Source organism: Streptomyces sp. NPDC007205 (genome assembly GCF_040634095.1).
In the GTDB taxonomy this organism is placed as follows: Bacteria; Actinomycetota; Actinomycetes; order Streptomycetales; family Streptomycetaceae; genus Streptomyces.
In genome coordinates, this window is sequence record NZ_JBEYEW010000006.1 from 290,198 (window position 1) to 306,693 (window position 16,496).

General features: G+C 71.7%; 13 protein-coding genes. 6 read left to right on the forward strand and 7 right to left on the reverse strand.

The window, feature by feature from the left end; all coding sequences use genetic code 11:
- Position 1 precedes the first annotated feature (1 nt).
- From ABZ624_RS13905 to ABZ624_RS13925, 5 genes are all read left to right on the forward strand, one after another.
- The gene (locus tag ABZ624_RS13905) at positions 2 to 916 is read left to right on the forward strand and encodes a pyridoxamine 5'-phosphate oxidase family protein (protein WP_360086810.1); all 915 of its coding nucleotides are present in this window, start codon (positions 2 to 4) and stop codon (positions 914 to 916) included.
- A gap of 9 nt (positions 917 to 925) precedes the next feature.
- Positions 926 to 1,402, forward strand: coding sequence for an NUDIX hydrolase (locus tag ABZ624_RS13910; RefSeq protein WP_360086813.1), 477 nt, complete (start codon positions 926 to 928; stop codon positions 1,400 to 1,402).
- Positions 1,403 to 1,613: 211 nt separating this feature from the next.
- Complete coding sequence (locus ABZ624_RS13915; RefSeq protein ID WP_360086816.1) at positions 1,614 to 3,386, forward strand: TIGR03767 family metallophosphoesterase; 1,773 nt, start codon at positions 1,614 to 1,616, stop codon at positions 3,384 to 3,386.
- 91 nt (positions 3,387 to 3,477) lie between these two features.
- Positions 3,478 to 4,614, forward strand: a complete 1,137-nt coding sequence (locus ABZ624_RS13920; protein WP_360086819.1) for a serine hydrolase domain-containing protein — start codon at positions 3,478 to 3,480, stop codon at positions 4,612 to 4,614.
- Between the two features lie 151 nt (positions 4,615 to 4,765).
- A complete protein-coding gene (locus ABZ624_RS13925; protein WP_360086961.1) occupies positions 4,766 to 5,959 on the forward strand; it encodes a glycosyltransferase in 1,194 nt (397 codons plus the stop codon).
- A gap of 3 nt (positions 5,960 to 5,962) precedes the next feature.
- Here the strand turns inward: ABZ624_RS13925 and ABZ624_RS13930 are convergent, their stop codons facing one another.
- The 3 genes from ABZ624_RS13930 to pepN form a co-directional block, all read right to left on the reverse strand.
- Positions 5,963 to 6,766: an SGNH/GDSL hydrolase family protein gene (locus ABZ624_RS13930; RefSeq protein ID WP_360086822.1), complete on the reverse strand. Its 804-nt coding sequence runs from the start codon at positions 6,764 to 6,766 to the stop codon at positions 5,963 to 5,965.
- A gap of 170 nt (positions 6,767 to 6,936) precedes the next feature.
- On the reverse strand, positions 6,937 to 7,986 hold the full coding sequence (locus ABZ624_RS13935) for a hypothetical protein (RefSeq protein ID WP_360086825.1): 1,050 nt from the start codon (positions 7,984 to 7,986) through the stop codon (positions 6,937 to 6,939).
- Positions 7,987 to 8,193: 207 nt separating this feature from the next.
- On the reverse strand, positions 8,194 to 10,773 hold the full coding sequence (gene pepN, locus ABZ624_RS13940) for an aminopeptidase N (RefSeq protein WP_360086828.1): 2,580 nt from the start codon (positions 10,771 to 10,773) through the stop codon (positions 8,194 to 8,196).
- Between the two features lie 138 nt (positions 10,774 to 10,911).
- Between pepN and ABZ624_RS13945 the strand changes: the two genes are divergently transcribed.
- Positions 10,912 to 11,556 (forward strand): DsbA family protein, encoded by a 645-nt coding sequence (locus ABZ624_RS13945; RefSeq protein ID WP_360086831.1) that lies wholly within the window; start codon positions 10,912 to 10,914, stop codon positions 11,554 to 11,556.
- 61 nt (positions 11,557 to 11,617) lie between these two features.
- Here the strand turns inward: ABZ624_RS13945 and ABZ624_RS13950 are convergent, their stop codons facing one another.
- The 4 genes from ABZ624_RS13950 to ABZ624_RS13965 form a co-directional block, all read right to left on the reverse strand.
- Positions 11,618 to 12,256 (reverse strand): response regulator transcription factor, encoded by a 639-nt coding sequence (locus ABZ624_RS13950; protein ID WP_360086834.1) that lies wholly within the window; start codon positions 12,254 to 12,256, stop codon positions 11,618 to 11,620.
- The gene (locus tag ABZ624_RS13955) at positions 12,253 to 13,425 is read right to left on the reverse strand and encodes a sensor histidine kinase (protein WP_360086837.1); all 1,173 of its coding nucleotides are present in this window, start codon (positions 13,423 to 13,425) and stop codon (positions 12,253 to 12,255) included. Before ABZ624_RS13955 ends, ABZ624_RS13950 begins: the two co-directional genes overlap by 4 nt.
- 5 nt (positions 13,426 to 13,430) lie before the next feature.
- Positions 13,431 to 15,647 (reverse strand): MMPL family transporter, encoded by a 2,217-nt coding sequence (locus tag ABZ624_RS13960; RefSeq protein ID WP_360086840.1) that lies wholly within the window; start codon positions 15,645 to 15,647, stop codon positions 13,431 to 13,433.
- Between the two features lie 190 nt (positions 15,648 to 15,837).
- On the reverse strand, positions 15,838 to 16,485 hold the full coding sequence (locus ABZ624_RS13965; protein ID WP_360086843.1) for a superoxide dismutase: 648 nt from the start codon (positions 16,483 to 16,485) through the stop codon (positions 15,838 to 15,840).
- Positions 16,486 to 16,496 lie beyond the last annotated feature (11 nt).

Sequence of the window (16,496 nt, forward strand, 5' to 3'; positions counted from 1 at the left end):
CATGGGCACCTATAACGCGGGTTCGCTCGCCGTGCAGGAACTGATGGGTGCACGCGACCGCGCCGACCACGTGGGCCGCTCCCTCGGCCAGGACATCAAGCCGATAGCAGCGGCCTTCCTGGAACTCCAGCCCCTGCTGGTGGTGGGAGCGGCGGATCCGGGGACGGGGAGGGTGTGGGCGGCCGCCCTCACCGGCACACCGGGCTTCGTCCGGGCCACCGGCCCCAGGCAGATGTCGGTCCTCACACGGGCAACCACCAACAACCCGCACCCGCACGACGGCCCGCACGCCCCCCTCGTGACCGCGCTGAAAACCCCCGGCACTCCCCTGGGCACCATTGCCCTGGACCCCCGCACCCGCCGCCGCATGCGCCTGAACGGCCGGCTGAGGCCGACGGACCGCGGCTTCGCCGTCACCGCGGACCAGGTCTTCTCCAACTGCCCCAAATACATCCAGCGCAGAAACGCGTACGAGACACTCCCCGAGCGCCCGCCGGCCGGCCCGCGCCGACTCACCCGACTCGGCCCCGAAGAGACGGCGTTCATCAGAACGGCCGACACCTTCTTCCTGGCCACGGTCCATCCCGGCGGAGCCGATGTGAGCCACCGCGGCGGCAACCCCGGCTTCGTCCAGGTCACGTCACCCCACGAACTGACCTGGCCGGACTACCCCGGCAACGCCATGTTCCTCACCCTCGGCAACCTGCGCACCGACCCCCGCGCAGGCCTCCTCTTCCTCGACTGGACCACGGGCACCACCCTCCAGCTCACCGGCGAGGCGCACACCGCCCTCACCCCCGGAGGCGACCGCAGCGTCCGCTTCGGGCTCACCGAGGCTCTGTGGACCCCGGCCGCCCTGCCCCTGCGCTGGTCCGCGCCCGAATATTCACCGGCCAATCCGGACGTGCCGGGCTAACGTCCAGGAATGCGACGGAACTTGAGGGTGGCGGCCTACGCCGTATGCGTCCGCGACGGACAGATCCTGCTCGCTCGTTCACCGGCCCCCGACGGAACTCCCGAGTGGGTGCTGCCCGGCGGCGGCATGGAGCACGGCGAGGATCCGTACGACACCGTCCGCCGCGAGGTCACCGAGGAGACCGGCTACCGCATCGCGGTGACCGGTCTCCTCGGCGTGGACTCGCGGCGCCATCTCTTCCCCCGCCGAGGGCTGCGGCGCCCCACCGCCCACCACGGCCTGCGTCTCCTCTACGAAGGAGAGGTCACCGGCGGCGAACTCCGCTACGAGGTCGGCGGGTCCACCGACTTCGCCGCATGGCAGGACCTTTCGGCCGTCCCGGACCTGAACCGGGTGCGCCTGGTCGACATCGCGCTGCGGCTGTGGCGGGAGCGCCCGGCGGACGGCCATCTCGCCGCCGGGCCCGTCTCCTACCCCGGGAGATGAACGAGGAGCAACCGCCCCTCGGCCACGCGCAATCCACTCCGTGACCGCGTGCCGTACCCCGTGATCCACGTACGGTGATGGGCGCTGCGCGTTGCCGCCGCGTTCACGCGCAGGTCATCCCGGGTGCCAAGCATCCAGAGTGAGCGGGGCGTTCGCACAGGCGACGGCCCGCGACCACTGCCGACGCGTTCGCACCCGGGGAGATCGCGCCATGTCGCGCATACGCTCTGTCGCCACCTCCGCTCTGGGGGTCAACCGCCGTACCGTCCTTGCCGCCGCCGGAGCGGTTTCGCTCTCCGCGGGCGTCGGCTACGCCCTGCGCCCCACCGACAGCCGGGCCGCCGCCTCCTCCTCCGCCGCCTCCTCCTCCGCCGAGGCGCCCGTCGCCGCCTCCCGGAGGGTCTCCGCCGCGGCCCCGCTCGCCCCCTACAGCAAGGGCACCACCCTCGCCTCCCTCGCCACGCCCCGGAACAGCTCCGGCTACCGGCGCCTGGCCGACGGGCCCGGCTGGAAACGGGTGGTGCGCAGCGAGCTGGCCGCCCCCAAGTCCGGCCGCGCGGGCCGCCGTACGACCCTCGCCGCGTTCGTCCAGTTCACCGACCTGCACCTGATGGACGTCCAGCACCCCCTGCGCTGGGAGTTCCTGCGCTCGGCCGACCAGCACTCCTGGCGCCCGCACGAGGCGCTCACCGTGCCCGGCGCCGTCTCGCTCGTCGAGCGGGTCAACGCACTGCGGGGCGCCCCCGTCACCGGCGCCCCGCTCCACTTCGTCATGACCACCGGCGACAACACCGACAACAACGCCCACTCCGAGCTGGAGTGGTTCATGAAGGTGATGAGCGGTGGCCGTATCAGCCCCAACTCCGGGGACCCCAGGCACTACGAGGGCGTGCAGAACAGCGGCCTGAAGCTGTACTGGCAGCCCGACTCCACCACCCGCGACGGCGACAAGGCGCTCGGCTTCCCGCACCTGCAGGGCTTCCTTGCCGCCGCGATCCGCGAGGTGCGGAGCCCCGGCCTCAATCTGCCCTGGTACTCCACCGTCGGCAACCACGACGCCCTCCCGCTCGGCGCGTACGGCTCCCACGGCGACCCCTACCTCGCCGAGGCGGCCATCGGCGGCAGGAAGCTGATGAGTGTCCCCGCCGCCGACGCCAGGAAGCTCCTGGACGCCATCAACAACGCCAAGGACCCCAAGGGCACCGGCTACCGCGACTTCCTCAAGGCCCACGCCCGCTCCATGCGCTCGGTCACCCCGGACGAGAGGCGCGCCCCGTACACCCAGGGCGACTACCTCAAGGCCCACCTGGACCCCGCCCACCAGGGCCACGGGCCGGCCGGCCACGGCTACTCCTCGGCGAACCTCGACGCGGGCACCCAGTACTACGCCTTCCGCATCTCCGAGGACGTCATCGGCATCAGCCTCGACACCACCGACCCCGGCGGCCATTACAACGGCTCGATCGGCACCGCCCAGCTCAGGTGGCTCGACCGGACGCTCAAGGACAACAAGGACTCCTACGCGGTCGTCTTCAGCCACCACACCAGCAATTCCATGAACAACACCCGCCCCGACCCGGCCCGCCCCGGCGAGCAGCGCCACACCGGCGCCGAGGTGCTCTCCGTCCTCTCGGCCCACGCCCATGTCCTGGCCTGGGTGAACGGCCACGTGCACAGGAACGTCATCACCCCGCACCAGGCCTCCGGCGGCCGGTCCTTCTGGGAGATCTCCACCGCATCCCACATCGACTACCCCCACCTGGCCCGCATCATCGAGCTGGCCGACAACAAGGACGGCACGATCTCCGTGTTCACCACCCTGATCGAGTCCGCCGCCCCGCACCGCACCGACTACGCCGACCTCTCCCAGACCGGCCTCGCCGCCCTCTACCGCGAGCTGGCCTACAACGCACCCGGCGCCAACAAGACGCTCGCGGGCGGCGCGGCGGACCGGAACACGGAGCTGGTGCTGAAGAAGGGCTGAAATTCACTCAACCGGGTTACAGCCGGGCAACCTTCGCGCACCCGGAGCAGGTTCTCTTCCCCGACCGGAACATTCCAGGTTGGGGGAAGACATGCGCGTACGCACGACGTTGGTGGGCGTCACCGCCCTGCTCGTCTCGGTGGCCCTGGCGGCACCGGCCGTGGCCGCCGCCGGCACGCACCCGCAGGGCGGCCACGCCGGCACCCGCAAGGCGATCGAGGCGGCCGTCGCGGCCGGGGTTCCCGGTGCGACCGTCACCGCGAAGGACGCCCGCGGCACCTGGTCCGCCACCGCCGGCGTGGGCGACCTGCGCACGGGTGAGCCGCGCTCCACCGCCGACCGCTACCGCGTCGGCAGCATCACCAAGACCTTCGTCGCCACCGTTCTGCTCCAGCTGGAGGCGGAGGGCCGGCTGTCCCTGGACGACACGGTGGACAGGTGGCTGCCGGGCGTCGTCCACGGCCACGGTCACGACGGCCGGCACATCACCGTCCGGCAGCTGCTGAACCACACCAGCGGCATCGCCAACTACACCGAGGACGCGGACTTCGCCCGTGACTACTTCACCGAGGCGGGCTTCGCCCGGCACCGCTACGAGACCGTCGGCCCGCGCCAACTGGTGGCGGTCGCGATGCGGCACGAGCCGTCCTTCGCGCCGGGCACGTCCTGGCGCTACTCCAACACCAACTTCGTGGTGGCGGGCATGGTGATCGAGAAGGTCACGGGACACTCGTACACGACCGAGATCGAGCGCCGCATCCTTGGCCCGCTGCATCTGAGGGCCACGTCCCTGCCCGGTACGAAGGTCACCGTGCCGCGGCCGAGCAGCCGCGCCTACTCGAAATTCACCGATCCGAACGGTCCGACGTACGACGTCACGGCCCTCAACCCCTCCTTCGCCTCCGCCGCGGGTGAAATGATCTCGGACTCCGCCGATCTCGACCGCTTCTACAGCGCCCTGCTCCGCGGAAAGCTCCTGCCGCCCGAGCAGCTGAAGGAAATGAAGACCACCGTCGAGGCCAAGGGCATCCCGGACGCGCGCTACGGCCTCGGTCTCATGGACACCCGGCTGACCTGCGGCGTTCATGTCTGGGGGCATGACGGAGGCATCCACGGCTCCGCCTCGGCGGCGGTGACGACGGCCGACGGCCGGCATTCCCTGGCGTTGAATTTCAACGGTGACTGGTCGGGGGACGCGGACGCCGTGATCGAAAAGGAATTCTGTTAGCCGCCGTTTCGCACGCGACATTCCGTGTTAACCCGTACGCAATGTCCGTACCGCCTCATATCGGCTAACCCGCTTTGGACGGGGATGGCTCGATCTTCTCGATCATTGAGGCAAGGCGGGTGGTCGCGTGCGGCAGAGGCACGGACTGCGAGTGCTGTCGGTCTACGAGGGTTTCTTCTCCGGAGGAGCCCGGATCGTGCACAGCGACGTCGTACGGGGACTGGCCGAGGGCGGCCAGTCCCACCAGGTACTCAGCATCCACGGCGAGGTCCGGCGCGAGGCCACCCGGCAGCGCATGGAGGACGACGCCTGCTACCGGGCGCTGACCGCCGACGGTATCGGCGTCACCTCGCTCGGCCGCAGCGCGGGCCTGGTGGACGGGGCTCTCGCGGCGAACGTTTTCAGCGGGCCCGAGATGGCCGAAACGGCTCGGGCGATGGCCGGGGCCGATGTGATCCTCTCCCTGAAGGAACAGCCGCTGGCCCTGCTGAACCAGGCCGGCCTGCCCCGCCGCCCGGTCGTGGTCTGCCTGCACCGCTCGGACCCCGAGAACCAGGGCCCGGCACTGGACGAGCTGAAGGCCGCCATCGCCGACGGCACGGTGGCCGCGTGCGTGTGCTGCGCCGAGTCCACCCGGGCCGCCTACGAGTCCGCCGGCATCCCGGGCCGGCTGCTGCACGTCATCCCCAACGGCGTCGACCTGCTCCGCTTCCGCCCGGACCCGGCGGCCCGGCTGGCGTTCCGCGCGTCCCTGGGCATCCCGGCCGCCGCTCCGGTGGTCGTCTTCGCGGCCCGCTACGCCCCGATGAAGAACATCCCGCTCCTCCTGCGTGCCGCCCGCGCCTGGCTCGCCCGCGAGCCCGAGGGCCAGGTCCTGATGTGCGGCGCGGGCATGAACGACACCAATCCGGCCCTGTGGGCCGACGTCGAGATCGCGTTCGGCGCGGACCGGCGGCTCGCGGAGCGGATCCGCCTGCTCGGCGTGCGCCGCGACATGGAGACCGTCTACGCCGGCGCCGATGTCGTCGCGCTGACCTCCGTCTCGGGGGAGGCGGCGCCGCTGTGCCTGATCGAGGGCATGATGTGCGGCGCCGTGCCCGTGACGACGGACGTGGGTGACAGCGCGGAGATCGTCCGGGGCCACGGTTTCGTGACCCCGCAGGACCCCGACGCCATCGCGTCGGCCTGGGCGGCGGCGGTCGCCGGCCGCCACGGCCTCGCCCCCGCCCTGGCGGCGAGCCGCGAGCGCTTCAGCCGTACGCGCATGATCACGGCGTACGCCGCGCTGCTGGACGGCGTCCACACGGGCACCGCGCAGCTGCCGACGCTGCCCGGACCGCTGTAGCGGTCAGGACACCCGGGTGAGGGCAGGGAGGTAGCCGAGGGACTGCCCCGGTGCCGTGGGGTGGTACGACTCGGTGATCGCCGGCACGTCGACGCCGTGCAGCCAGGGGCTGGCCGAGCAGATCTCGTGGCCGGCGAAGGCGGCGGTGACGTCGGCGAAGGTGAAGCCGTGGTCGGCGGCGCCCTTGGCGATCACCTCGTTGAGGTGGTCGACGGCGCCGTTGACGGCGGCGCGGTCCTTGTCCGCGAGGCCCAGACGGCAGGTGCCGCTCAGGTGGTACAGATGCGGATAGCCCAGCACCACGACGCGGGCGGCGGGCGCCCGGTCCCCGATCGCGGTGTAGAGGCGGTCGAGGTCGCGTGCGAGCGTCCCGTCCATCGAGGTGCGGGCACGGGAGACGGCGGACCGGCACCGGGTGTCGCCGCCCAGCGCGCAGGTCGCCATGACCGCGGCGAAGCCCGAGTCGCTGCCGCCGACGGTGAGGGTGACCAGGCCCGTGCGCGCGCTGAGATGGCCGAGCTGGTCGGCGAGGACGTCGGTCGTCCGGGCGCCGTTGCAGGCGGCGAAGGCGAACGACGACGGTGCATGGGCCTCGGCCCACAGGACCGGGTACGCCCGGGCGCTGCGCTTGCACTCCTTGCCGGAGGAGAGGTAGTCGCCGGCGCCGACACCGGCCGAGTAGGAGTCGCCGAGGGCCACATAGCCGGTAGGCGCGGGCGCCACTTCCGCCGTCGCGGGGTCGGCGAAGGCGCAGGCAGCCGCCAGGAGGAGGGAGCAGGCACCCGCCGCTGTTCGGGACTGTCTCATGAGTCCCCTCCTATCGCGGGCCGCCCGCCCCCGCCCGCCGTGCTCGTCCGTTGCGGTGAACCCTCACCCGGGCGGCGCAAGAGAAGTTGACGGGCGGCGGCACGCACGAGGAGGGGCCACCGGATGCGGTGGCCCCTCCTCTCCCCTCCTGGTGTCCTCCCCGGCCGTCACTACCGGGGAAGCACCACGACATAGGCGGCCGGGTCGCGGTCGGCCGACGCCATCAGAGCCGTACGGACCACCGCCGCCTGCTGTTCCATCCCGTCCCGCAGCTTCTTCGGGGTGATGTACACGACCGTGATCCCCAGGCGTTCCAGGTGCTCGCGCTTGCGGGCGTACTCCGACCACAGCGCGTCGTCGTCCTGCTGATGGCCTTGCCGGGTCGCGCGCGTGTCCAGCTCCACCGCCACCGCCTGGTCGGGCCAGTACGCGTCCAGGCCGCCGAGGTGCGGGCCGCCGGGCAGGCGCAGGTCGACGTTCCAGACCGGGTCGGGCAGCCCGTACTCGGCGACCATCCGGTACAGCCGGTCCTCGGCGATCGAGCGGCCCTCCGCCACGAGCGCGTCCACCGCGTCCACCACGTGGGGGCGGTTCAGCAGCTTGGCGTGGGTCAACTCCCTCACCACCGAGGCGGGTTCGCAGTGACCGCCGCGCACCGCCTCGGTCAGCAGCCGGCGCACCGCCTGCGCGTCCGTCAGCTCCGCCACCGCGTCCGCCAGCGCCCGCGGCACCGGCGCCACCGGCAGGCCCGTCACCATCCGGGGCCTGGGCAGGGAGGGGGTGCGCAGGACCCGGACGTAGCCCGAGGAACGCAGCCGGCGCAGCCGCGGGACCAGGACGTCGACGTGGTCCAGGGAGAGCAGCGGCGGGGTGGCCGAGAAGCCGTGGAGGGTGAGGGCGGCCAGGCCCGTGATCATCGCCTCCGCGTAGACCGGGCGGTGCGGCTCCTCCGCCGTCGGCTGGGCCGGGACGCCCGGCGTGGACTCGCGGGCCGCGTACAGCAGGGCCCCGTGCAGGCGCTCCTCGCTCGTCGGCGGTCCGGGGTGCAGCAGGACCACGTTCGGCAGCATCAGCTGCCAGGGGCCGTCGGGGCGGCACTGCTCGGTCAGTTCGGCCGTCGTCACGCCGTGGGCGCGGAGCTGAGCCGCCGTCAGGACGCGGCGGTGGACCTCGGAGAGGTGACGGAGGGGGCGGGGGGAGAGCGGGGTGTTGTGCGTCATGGCCTCGGGATTCCCGCGCCCGGTCCCCGCTTTAACCGCTGTTACACGCCCGTCGAGAAATGCGCACAAGGTGGGACTAAAGGTCAGGTGTTCGGATGCCGAGTAGGGAAGCAAAACCCCTGGTCCGATCGGGTGCGGACCAGGGGTTACGGCTATGCTTGCCCGAATTTCGTAACGGTCACCGGCCGGGAAAGCTCAGGCCAAGGCTCAACGGCCGGCGGCCGTCGCATCGCACTCCTGTGCACGCAGCGCCCGCGCCAGGTCGTCCCGGGCCTCCAGCACCAGCCGGCGCAGCGCCGGCGCCGCGTCCCGGTGCGCGTCCAGCCACGCGTCCGTCGCCCGGAGCGTCTCCGGGCGGTCCTGGAGCGCCGGGAACAGGCCCTGTACGACGTCCATGCCGATCTGGATCGACCGCTCCCGCCACAGCCGCTCGATCGCCGCGAAGTACTTCTCGGCATACGGCGCGGTCAGCTCCCGCTGCGAGGGCTGGCGGAAGCCCGCGATCGTCGCCTCCACCAGCGCGTTGGAGAGGGCGTCGGACTCCACCACCTGCGCCCACGCCTGCGCCTTCACCGCGGCCGAGGGACGTGCGGCCAGGCAGCGCACCTGGTGCCGCTTGCCGGACGCCGTGTCGTCGCGGGCCAGCTCGGCCGCGAGCACCGACTCGTCCGCCACCCCGTGCGCGGCCAGCGGCTCCAGGAACGCCCAGCGCAGCTCCTGGTCCACCGCCAGGCCCTCGACCGTCGACGTGCCGTCCAGCAGCTCCCGCAGCAGCTTCAGGTCCGGCTCCGCGGAGGCCACGGACGCGAAGAACCGGGCCCAGGCCAACTGGTGCTCGCTGCCCGCCCCGGCCGCCCGCAGCTCCCGCAGCGCTCCCTCGGCCAGCAGCTCACTGCCGGTCTCCCGCCACTCGGGCGCCGCATAGTGCACCAGCGCCGAGTTCGCCCACGTGTGCAGCATCTGCAGCACCCCGATGACGGACTCGCGGCCCGCGAACCGCAGCACCAGCTCCACGAAGTCCCGCGCCGGCAGCAGCGCGTCCCGGGTCAGGTTCCACAGCGCCGACCAGCACAGGGCACGGGCCAGCGGGTCGGTCAGCGCGCCCAGGTGCTCCTTCAGCGTGGCCAGCGAGGTGTCGTCGAAGCGGATCTTGCAGTACGTCAGGTCGTCGTCGTTGACCAGGACCAGCTCCGGGGCCTCGGCACCCACCAGGTCCGCGACGACCGTGCGCGGGCCCACCACATCCGTCTCCACGCGCGCGTACCGCTCCAGCGCGCCCTCGGGCGTGCGGCGGTACAGGCCCACCGCGACCCGGTGCGGACGCTCCTCGGGGTGCGATTCCGGCGCCTCCTGCACCACCGCCAGCTCGGCCACCCGGCCCTGCGCGTCCAGCAGCACCTGCGGCGTCAGTGCGTTGACCCCGGCCGTCTGCAGCCAGGAGCGGGCCCACGCGCTCATGTCCCGGCCGCTGGTCTCGCCCAGCACCGACAGCAGATCGCCGAGGCGCGTGTTGCCGTACGCGTGCCGCTTGAAGTAGCGGCGGGCGCCCTCCAGGAACGCGTCCTGACCGACGTACGCCACCAGCTGCTTGAGCACCGAGGCGCCCTTGGCGTAGGTGATGCCGTCGAAGTTCAGCTTGGCGTCCTCCAGGTCACGGATGTCCGCCGTGATCGGATGCGTGGACGGCAGCTGGTCCGCGCGGTACGCCCAGGCCTTGCGGCGGTTGGCGAAGGTGATCCAGGCGTCCTTGAAGCGGGTCGCGCCGACGTTCGCGAACGCGCCCATGAAGTCCGCGAAGGACTCCTTCAGCCACAGGTCGTCCCACCACTCCATCGTCACCAGGTCGCCGAACCACATGTGCGCCATCTCGTGCAGGATGACGTTGGCCCGCGCCTCGTACGACGCCTGCGTCACCTTCCCGCGGAAGATGAACTCCTCGCGGAACGTCACCAGACCCGGGTTCTCCATCGCGCCCAGGTTGTACTCGGGTACGAACGCCTGGTCGTACTTCCCGAACGGGTACGGGTAGTCGAAGTGGTCGTGGAAGAAGTCCAGGCCCTGCTTGGTGACCAGGAAGACGTCGTCGGCGTCGAAGTGCGGGGCGAGACCCTTGCGGCACATCGCGCCGAGCGGGATCTCCAGCCTGGTGCCGTCCTCGAAGGTGCGGGTGTAGGAGTCGGTGACGTAGTGGTACGGGCCCGCCACCACACATGTGATGTATGTCGAGACCGGCTTCGTCTCCGCGAACCTCCAGACGCCGTCGGTCAGTTCACCGGTGCCGTTGCTCCACACCGTCCAGCCCTCGGGCGCCCGCACCTCGAAGCGGTACGGCGCCTTGAGGTCCGGCTGCTCGAAGTTCGCGAAGACCCGGCGGGAGTCGGCCGGCTCGTACTGGGTGTAGAGGTAGACCTCGCCGTCCTCGGGGTCGACGAAGCGGTGCAGGCCCTCGCCGGTGCGGGAGTAGGCGCACCGGGCGTCCACCACCAGCTCGTTCTCGGCGGCCAGGTCCTCCAGCATGATCCGTGAGCCGTCGAAGACCTCGCTCGGGTCCAGGTCACGGCCGTTGAGCGACACGGCGGTCACGCTCGGCGCGACCAGATCGGCGAAGCTCGCCGCGCCCGGCTCGCTGCAGCGGAAGCGGATCGTGGTCACCGAGCGGAACGTGCGCGGCTCCCCGTCCCCGTCGCCGACGGCGGACCTGAGGTCCAGGGACACGTCGTACCCGTCGACGGACAGCAGAGCGGCCCGCTCCCGGGCCTCGTCGCGGGACAGATTCTCACCGGGCACGGGCGGTACTCCCTCGTGATCACATGGATGACGGCTGGACAGGACCGATCCTGTCATGTGCCCCTGACGGGCAGCACCGGGGAATGGCCGGGCGGACACGGGCGTTCCCCCGGAAAAGCGTTTCCCTTGAGGAGAGACATGTCGGACAAGACCCCCGTTGACTTCTGGTTCGACCCGGTGTGCCCCTGGGCGTGGATGACCTCCCGTTGGGTCCTGGAAGTGGAGAAGGTCCGCGACATCGAGGTCCACTGGCATGTGATGAGCCTGGCGGTGCTCAACGAGAACAGGCTGGAGGAGCTGCCCGAGGAGTACGCCGAGAACATGCGGCCCGGGGGCAAGACCTGGGGGCCGGCACGGGTGGCGACCGCGGCCCAGCAGCTGCACGGCGACGAGGCGGTCGGCAGGCTCTACACCGCGCTCGGCACCCGCTTCCACAACGAGGGCCTCGGGGTGAACCGCGACAGCATCGCCGCCGCCCTCGCCGACGCGGACCTGCCCGCCGACCTGATCGAGTTCATCGACAAGGACACCTACGACACGGAACTGCGCGCCTCCCACAAGGAGGGCATCGAGAAGGTCGGCCAGGAGGTCGGCACCCCGGTCATCGCCGTTCCGGGCCCCGACGGCGAGGAGGTCGCCTTCTTCGGGCCGGTCGTCACCCCCGCCCCGAAGGGCGAGGAGGCGGCCCGCCTGTGGGACGGCACGCTCGCGGTCGCCTCGGTGCCGGGCTTCTACGAGCTCAAGCGGACGCGGACCGCAGGCCCGGACTTCAGCAACCTGTAGCCCGTAGCACGGGCCCGGCGGCCGGCGCCGGGCCCTCTCCCGCGCCTGGGACCCGAGCCCCTTACGGCCTGCGCAGCAGCCCCCGCTCCATCGCGACGACCACCGCCCGCGTCCGGTCGTTGACGTCCAGCTTGGCGAACAGGCGCAGCAGATGCGTCTTGACGGTGGCCTCGGTGATGACGAGGCGGCGGCCGATCTCGGCGTTGGTGAGCCCGTCGGCCACCGCGCTCAGCACATCGGTCTCGCGGGCGGTGAGCGGATCGTGGGCGGGACGCCGCATCCGTGCGACCAGCTTCTCCGCCACCCGGGGCGCGAGCACGGTCTCGCCGCGGGCGGCCGAGCGGATCGCGTCGACCAGCTGTTCCCGGGTGGTGTCCTTGAGCAGGTAGCCGATGGCGCCGGCCTCGACCCCGCGCTCGATGTCGGCGTCGGTGTCGTAGGTGGTGAGGATCAGCACCCGGGTGCGCGGGTGACGGGCGGCGATCTCGGTGGTCGTCGCGACACCGTCCAGCACCGGCATACGCAGGTCGACCAGGGCCACGTCCGGGTCGTGGCGGGCGACCAGCCCGAGGGCGGCGCGGCCGTCGCCCGCCTCGCCGACGACCTCGATGTCCGCCTCCCCGTCCAGCAGGGCGATCACCCCGGCCCGCATCACGGTGTGATCGTCCACCACGACGATCCGGAGCCTGTCCTCGGTCATGCCGCTCCCTCCACCGGGATCACCGCGAGGATCCTGGTCCCGTCCCCGACCGAGCTGGTCACCGTGAGCCGCCCGCCCAGTTCGGCAAGCCGTTTGCGCATCCCGTCGAGCCCGAAGCCGGTGGAGGCCTCGACCACGAATCCGGTGCCGTCGTCCGTGACCTCCAGCTCCACGCCGTGCGGACGCCGGGCCAGCACCACCCCGACCGTCGAGGCACGGGCATGCTTGCGCACGTTCGCCAGGGATTCCTGGGTGCAGCGCAGCAGTGCGACCCGGGTCTGCTGGTCACAGTCCAGGTCGGCCAGCTCGGCGGCCACGCTCAGCCCGGTGTCCTCGGCGAACCGGTCCACGATCCGCTGCAGGGTCTGCGCCACCGAGCCGGCGTGCGCACCGCCCGGCGGCCGGCCCGAGCCGACCAGTTCCCTGGCCTCCGCCAGGTTCTCCCGGGCGGTCGTCTCGATCGACACCAGCTGCCGGGCGGTGCGCCCGGGATCCGCGGCGAGCCCGGCGCGGGCCGCCTCGGCCAGCACGACGATCGAGGCGAAGCCCTGCGCGAGCGTGTCATGGATCTCCCGCGCCATCCGCTCCCGTTCCTCCGCCGCGCCCTGCCGCAGATGCGCCTCGGCCAGCTCCGCCTGGGTGCGCTCCAACTCCTCGATCAGCCGCGCGCGTTCGCTGCTCTGCTCGACCACCGCGCGGGCCCACAGCCCGATCAGGACACCGACCGCGACCACGATCAGCGTGCCCACGGCCGTCTCGCCGAAGAACTTGCCGGACCAGCCCTGCCGGACCCAGCTACCCGCCAGGGTCGCGGCGGTGGCCAGCCCCAGGAAGGTCAGGGAGATCCTCGGGGTGCGGCCGAACATCCAGTAGTGCGGCAGCGTGACCATGAACAATGCCGCGTAACTGGTGCCCAGACAGGCCAGCCCGGCGAGGGCCAGCACCAGCACCGCGAGGTAGCCGTGCGGTCGTACGACGGGATGGGCGGGGAAGCGGACCAGCACGGCGAGGTACAGGGCCACGCTGCCCAGGAGGGTGAGGGCCGCGTACCGGGCGGCGCCGTGGCTCAGGGCCGTGATCCCGACCGCCATCGTGGCGAACAGGACCCAGCACACCGCGTGCCAGCGGCGCAGTGAGGTCGCCCACAGGGCGTCGGCGGTCGTGGTCATGGCTGTCAACCTACGTCCACCAGGGCGGAGTTCGTGGCGGTGGTGGCGGTCCGGGCGGGCCGCAGTGGCCACCAGGCGCGCTCGCCGAGCAGCAGCAGGGCCGACGGAAGGATCAGCACGCGCACCACGAAGGCGTCCAGCAGGACGGCCGCGGCGAGCACGAAACCGATCTGCTTCATCTCGATGAGGTGCAGGAAGACGAAGCTCACGAAGACGGTCGTCATGATCACGGCCGCGCTGGTCACCACGCTCGCCGAACGCCGGACGCCCTCGACGACGGCCTGCCGGGCGGGCGTGCCGGCGAGCACCGCCTCCCGGATCCGGCTGACCACGAAGACCTGGTAGTCCATCGACAGACCGAAGAGGATCACGAAGAGGAACAGCGGCACCCGGGAACCGATGGACCCCGTGGAGTGGAAGTGCAGCAGCCCTTCGGCCCAGGTGTGCTGGAAGACCAGCACGAGCAGACCGAGCGAGGCCGCCGCCGACAGCAGGTTCAGTACGACACCGAGCAGGCCGAGCACGACCGAGCGGAACGCGTACAGCGTCATCAGGAAGGTCACCAGCAGCAACGCGCCCATGACCAGGGGGAGTTTGCCGTCCTGATGGGCCGGATAGTCGGTGTAGCGGGCCACGTCGCCGCTCACCGCGTACCGTGCCCCGGCGACCTTCCCGACGGTGGCGGGCAGGTAGTCGTGCCGCAGATGCTCCAGCGAGTCGCGCGCCTGCGGGGAGTCGCCCAGGTAGGGCACCCGCAGTTCCAGGGTGCTGCTCCGGTGGTCGGCGGCGGTGCGGACGCGGGCGTAGTCGGTGAACAGCGGGTCGGCCGCGGCCCGGCGGGCGAGGGAGCGCAGTTCCCCGGTGACCTGGGCGGACCGCGCGGCAGGGGCCTGCACGACGACCTGGTGGGTGACCCGGCGCTCGGGGAACTCCGCGTTGAGGCGGTCGTACACCCGCATGGCGGGGATCGCGCGGGAGTGGGTGTCCCGGCTCATCTCGGTGATCTTCAGGCCGGTCAGCGGAAGGACGAGGGCGAGCAGGGCGAGGGTCGAGCAGCACAGGGTGGCGAGCGGATGCCGGGCGGCGGGGCGCAGCAGCGCGGACCAGAACCGGCCGTCGCCCCCGCTCCGCAGACGCCGTGAGGGCCTGCCGTGCTCCGCCTTCCGCCGCGCCCTGCGCTCGGCCCGCCTGCCCAGCACGGTCAGCAGCGCGGGCAGCGCGGTCAGCGAGCTGGCCACCGCGACCAGGACGACCACGACCGTGCCGGTGGCGAGCGAGGAGAAGATCACGTCCGAGGCCAGGTACAGCGTGGCGGTGGAGGCGACCACCGCCAGCCCGGAGACCACCACGGCCCGCCCGGACGTGGCCGCCGCCAGCTCCACCAGCGCTTCGGTGCCGAGCCGGCCACCGCAGCGGGCGCGCTCCTCGCGCTCCCGCTTGAGGTAGAAGAGCGTGTAGTCGACGCCGACCGCGAGGCCGATCATGAGGATGACGTTCTTGCCGACTCCGGCGTCGGGGGTGAGGTGCGAGGCGACCATCGCCAGCCCGATGGCCGCCGCGATCGACGACAGCGCGAGCAGCAGCGGGACGGCGGCCATGGTGAGCGAGCCGAACACGATCAGCAGGGTGACGAGGGTGACGGGCAGGCTGATCTTCTCGGACAGGGCCAGATCGTCGTCGCGCTGCTGGTCGGCCCCCTTGCTGACGGAGGCGGAGCCGGTCTCCTGCACCAGCAGCTCGGGGTGCGCCCGCTGCACCGCCCGGGTCTGCGCGACGAGTGCGCCGACCTTGTGGTCGGCGTCCAGTTCCTCGCCCTTGAGGGACACCTCGACCATGAGGACGCGTCCGTCGGAGGACCGTACCGGGGCGGCCACGTCGGCGACCTCGGGCAGCTGTCGCATGCGTGCGGTCAGCTCGTGTACGGCGGAGGCGGCGGGCCCCTCGTCCAGGGCGACGAGGGGCGTCCCGCCCGAGCGGAGCCGAGAGCGGGGGAGGGCGGAGACCAGGATCTGTTCGGTGGACGGGCGGTCCAGGTGCCCTTCGGCGGCCATGGCCTCGGCCCGCCCGGCCTCGCCCACCCGGTAGTCGGCGGTCTTCGCGCTGTCGGTGCCTACGGCGCTGCCGACGCCCAGGCACAGCGCCATGAAGAGCAGCCAGCCGACGAGCGCCCGCCAGGGGTGCCCGGCGCTCCAGCGTGCCATGCGCACAGTCAGTGAGTTCATACCCAAAAGCCTTGCTGAGCAGGGCATTCGGTGGACACGGGTGCCCGGTGGAACTTCGGGTCAGCCGTTCGGTGGACCCTCGGGGTGGGGAAGACCCCCGCAAGTCACGTCCTCGCGGGGGTCTTCTCTCATCCGCCTGCCCACGTGAAGGGTGAGAAGACGATCACGAGGCAGGACGATCCGGGGCGCCTCAGGGCGCGAGCAGCAGCACGTCCGCGCGGGACGTGGCGGCCTCGTAACGGCGGGCGACGTCCTGCCAGTTGACGACCTGCCACATGGCCTCGACGAAGTCCGCCTTCTGGTTGCGGTACTGGAGGTAGAAGGCGTGCTCCCAGGCGTCGAAGACCAGGACGGGGGTGGAGCCCTGGCCGACGTTGCCCTGGTGGTCGTAGACCTGCTCCACGATCAGCCGGCCGCTGAGCGGCTCGTACGCCAGCACGCCCCAGCCCGAACCCTGGGTGGTGGCCGCCGCCTTGGACAGCTGGGCCCTGAAGGCGGCGAAGGAGCCGAAGGACTCCTTGATCGCGTCGGCCAGCTCGCCCACGCCGTCCTGGGCGAGGGGCTCGCCGCCGCCGTCCTTCGGGCCGGTCATGTTCTGCCAGTAGATGCTGTGCAGGATGTGGCCGGACAGATGGAAGGCCAGGTTCTTCTCCAGACCGTTGACGGAGCCCCACGACTCCTTGTCCCGCGCCTCGGCCAGCTGCTCCAGCGTGTCGTTGGCGCCCTTCACATAGGCCGCGTGGTGCTTGTCGTGGTGCAGTTCGATGATCTCCGGGCTGATCACGGGGGCCAGCGCGGAGTAGTCGTAGGGCAGGTCGGGCAGCGTGTAGACGGGCATGGGTGATCCCC

Bases quoted from the DNA above. Each gene is read 5' to 3' on its own strand.
- ABZ624_RS13905 (WP_360086810.1), top strand. From the start codon at position 2: ATGGGCACCTATAACGCGGGTTCGCTCGCCGTGCAGGAACTGATGGGT.
- ABZ624_RS13910 (WP_360086813.1), top strand. From the start codon at position 926: ATGCGACGGAACTTGAGGGTGGCGGCCTACGCCGTATGCGTCCGCGAC.
- ABZ624_RS13915 (WP_360086816.1), top strand. From the start codon at position 1,614: ATGTCGCGCATACGCTCTGTCGCCACCTCCGCTCTGGGGGTCAACCGC.
- ABZ624_RS13920 (WP_360086819.1), top strand. From the start codon at position 3,478: ATGCGCGTACGCACGACGTTGGTGGGCGTCACCGCCCTGCTCGTCTCG.
- ABZ624_RS13930 (WP_360086822.1), bottom strand. From the start codon at position 6,766: ATGAGACAGTCCCGAACAGCGGCGGGTGCCTGCTCCCTCCTCCTGGCG.
- ABZ624_RS13935 (WP_360086825.1), bottom strand. From the start codon at position 7,986: ATGACGCACAACACCCCGCTCTCCCCCCGCCCCCTCCGTCACCTCTCC.
- ABZ624_RS13945 (WP_360086831.1), top strand. From the start codon at position 10,912: ATGTCGGACAAGACCCCCGTTGACTTCTGGTTCGACCCGGTGTGCCCC.
- ABZ624_RS13950 (WP_360086834.1), bottom strand. From the start codon at position 12,256: ATGACCGAGGACAGGCTCCGGATCGTCGTGGTGGACGATCACACCGTG.
- ABZ624_RS13955 (WP_360086837.1), bottom strand. From the start codon at position 13,425: ATGACCACGACCGCCGACGCCCTGTGGGCGACCTCACTGCGCCGCTGG.
- ABZ624_RS13960 (WP_360086840.1), bottom strand. From the start codon at position 15,647: ATGAACTCACTGACTGTGCGCATGGCACGCTGGAGCGCCGGGCACCCC.
- ABZ624_RS13965 (WP_360086843.1), bottom strand. From the start codon at position 16,485: ATGCCCGTCTACACGCTGCCCGACCTGCCCTACGACTACTCCGCGCTG.